Here is a 3,032-nt window from a genome sequence, read left to right on the forward strand (position 1 = left end):
CAGGCCAAACAACGCTGACCCGCCCGGTCCCTTGCCCCGATCCATCGGGGCGAAGGCTTCGGGAGGGGGGTATGCCTATGACCATCGTTGACAACAGCAAGATGAGCTTGCCGCTGAAGGCTGTGGATCCGGAGGTGGCTGACATCATCCGCGACGAGGTCCGGCGCCAGGCCAGCGGGCTCGAGCTCATCGCTTCGGAAAATTTTGTGAGTGAAGCCGTCTTCGAGGCGATGGGCTCGGTTTTCACCAATAAGTACGCGGAAGGCTACCCGGGGAGGCGCTACTACGGTGGTTGCGAGCATGTCGATCGCGTCGAGCAGCTCGCCATTGATCGCGCCAAAAAAATTTTCGGCGCTGAGCACGCCAACGTTCAGGCCCATTCCGGCACCCAAGCCAATATCGCCGTCTATCTGACCGTTCTCCAGCCCGGCGATACGGTCCTCGGCATGAATCTTTCTCATGGCGGCCACCTGACCCACGGCCATCCGCTCAACTTTTCCGGCAAGTGGTACCGGTTCATCCCCTACGGCGTGAGCAAGGAGGATGAGCGCATTGATTACGACGAGATGGAACGGCTGGCCCGCGAACACAAACCCAAGCTGATCGTGGCGGGTGCGAGCGCTTATCCGCGCGTCATTGATTTTGAGCGCATGGAAGCGATCGCCAAAGCCACGGGCGCCCTGCTCATGGTGGATATCGCCCATATCGCCGGGCTGATTGCCGCCGGGCTGCATCCCAATCCCGTGCCCCATTCCGATTTTGTCACCACCACCACCCACAAGACTTTGCGCGGGCCACGGGGGGGCATGGTGTTCTGCCGCGAAGCATTTGCCAAGGAGCTGGACAAGTTGATTTTTCCCGGGAGCCAGGGCGGGCCGCTGGTCAACACCATTGCCGCCAAGGCGGTTTGCCTCAAGGAAGCGATGGAGCCTGAATTTCGCGCCTATCAGCAGCAAGTCATCGCCAACGCCAAGGCGCTGGCCCGGCGCCTCCAGGAGAATGGTTCCCGCATTGTCTCCGGGGGCACCGACAACCATTTGATGCTTGTGGACGTGTATGCCAAGGGCTTGACCGGGCGCGAAGCCGAATTGGCGCTGGAAAAGGCCGGCATCACGGTCAACAAGAATGCCATACCGTTTGACACGCTTCCACCGCTCAAGGCAAGTGGGATCCGTATCGGCACGCCGGCGGTCACAACGCGAGGCATGGGGGAGAGGGAAATGGCCCAGATCGCTGACTGGATTTCTGATGTCCTTGGCCATCGGACGGACGAGGCGCGGCTGGCCCGGATTCGCGAAGAGGTGCGGGCGATGACTGATCGCTTCCCTCTCTACCCCTTGCGATGGGAGGGCTGTGACGGCGCAAAAATGTGCTTCCAGCCGGCGCTTCAGGAAGCAGCGGTGCGGAAATCGTGAACGGAAGATCTCGCCCCTCTCGACAAGCGCCTGGAAGGCTCGCCCCGATAGCTATCGGGGCTCGCGCGAGGTGATCCCGGCATGCAGGTGGCGCTGGACATCCGTCGCATCTCCGACTTCGGTGTGGGCACCTACGTCCGCAATCTTGTCAACCAGCTCGCTCGGCTCGACCGCGAAAACCGCTATCTGCTGATCGGCCGGGAGGCCCACCTGGCCGAGCTGGAAACCCTCCCGTCCAATTTCAAGCTTCTTCCCTACCCGCACAAAGTGGACTCTGCGGCTACGCATTTCCATTTGCCTTTTGTGCTCCGCCGCCGCCGCGTGGACATCCTGCACATGCCCTACTTTTACGCTCCCGCCATTATCCCTTGCCCGCTGATTATCACGGTTCACGATTTAACTTCCATCCTCGGCCGCACCGTCAGCCTGCAGCGGGGCAAGAGCATCGAGTATTGGTTTGCCCGCCGCGCTTTGAATCGCGCCAGCCGGGTGATTGCGGTTTCGCAAGCCACGCGGCGCGAGCTCTGCCGGCTCTTCAATCTCCCCGAATCGAAAATCAAAGTCGTTTACAACGCGCTCGACGAGCGCTTAACACACGACCACGAGCCCCCCGACCAGGATCGCGTCCTCGAGCGTTACCAGGTGAGCTATCCCTATCTGCTCTACGCCGGAAACATTCGGCCGCAAAAGAATTTGCCCCGTTTGATTGAAGCCTTTGCGGTGCTGAAGGCGGAACTGGCCAACCATCCCCGCTTCGCCCATTTGAAGTTGATTGTCATCGGCGATGAGCTGACAAAGCATCCGGAGTTGCGTCGCACCGTTACGCAAACTCACTTGCGCCAGGACGTTCGCTTCCTGGGGTTTGTTCCCTACCAGATTTTGCGTGTCTTCTATCGCCGGGCCGAGGCCTTTGTGTTCCCGTCTCTGCAAGAGGGATTTGGATTGCCGCCGCTGGAAGCCATGGCCCACGGTACGCCGGTGGTAACCTCAAACGTTTCCTCGTTGCCCGAGGTCGTGGGTCAGGCGGCGGTCCAGGTTAATCCCGAAAATGTCTTTGAGATCGCCCGCGGCATTCGCCAGGTATTACTCGATGAAGGAATCCGCCGGCAAGTCATCTCGCAGGGCTTCGAGCAGATCAAGCGCTTTTCCTGGGAGCGTGCGGCCATGCTCGTCCGCGATCTCTACCTCGAGGCAGCAGCCCGCTAATCCGCGGAGGCATCGCGCGTAGCTTTCAGAAAAACCACGTTGTCGGCTATCCCGCCTCAAGAATCTCGAGCTCCATCTTCCGAACCTGGCCGTCGCGGATGGAAAAGGCTGCGCAGGCAGTTCTCGCCTCGCGGTGTGAAACCACCACGAAGTAGGCAACCTCTGGGTAGTACGCTCGCTCGACGTCCTGCGCGGAAGGGTGGACCTCCCCGGAAGGGTGGGAGTGGTAGATGCCGAGATGTTGGAGGCCGCGGTTCCGCATCTCGCGAAAGAAGCGGAAAAGTTCCTCCGGCGGAATCTCATAGGCTACCGGGCTCGCGAGAGAGTTGGTGGCGGGATAAATGTCGGTTATCAAGCCCTGGCGGCCGGCAAGCAGACCGCAGCACTCCAGCGGATGGTGCCGCCGCGCCT

Annotated in this window: 3 protein-coding genes; 2 read left to right on the forward strand and 1 reads right to left on the reverse strand. The window is 60.7% G+C overall.

What is annotated here, in order from left to right; translation table 11 throughout:
- The first annotated feature begins 71 nt into the window (after positions 1 to 71).
- Positions 72 to 1,415: a serine hydroxymethyltransferase gene (gene glyA, locus VIH17_04905; protein HEY4682572.1), complete on the forward strand. Its 1,344-nt coding sequence runs from the start codon at positions 72 to 74 to the stop codon at positions 1,413 to 1,415.
- Positions 1,416 to 1,496: 81 nt separating this feature from the next.
- Positions 1,497 to 2,621, forward strand: a complete 1,125-nt coding sequence (locus tag VIH17_04910; GenBank protein HEY4682573.1) for a glycosyltransferase family 1 protein — start codon at positions 1,497 to 1,499, stop codon at positions 2,619 to 2,621.
- A gap of 46 nt (positions 2,622 to 2,667) precedes the next feature.
- Here the strand turns inward: VIH17_04910 and VIH17_04915 are convergent.
- Positions 2,668 to 3,032: M67 family metallopeptidase (locus tag VIH17_04915; protein ID HEY4682574.1), on the reverse strand; the 365-nt coding region annotated here is incomplete at its 5' end.

The sequence above is a fragment of the Candidatus Acidiferrales bacterium genome, assembly GCA_036514995.1.
Lineage (GTDB): Bacteria > Acidobacteriota > Terriglobia > Acidiferrales > DATBWB01 > DATBWB01.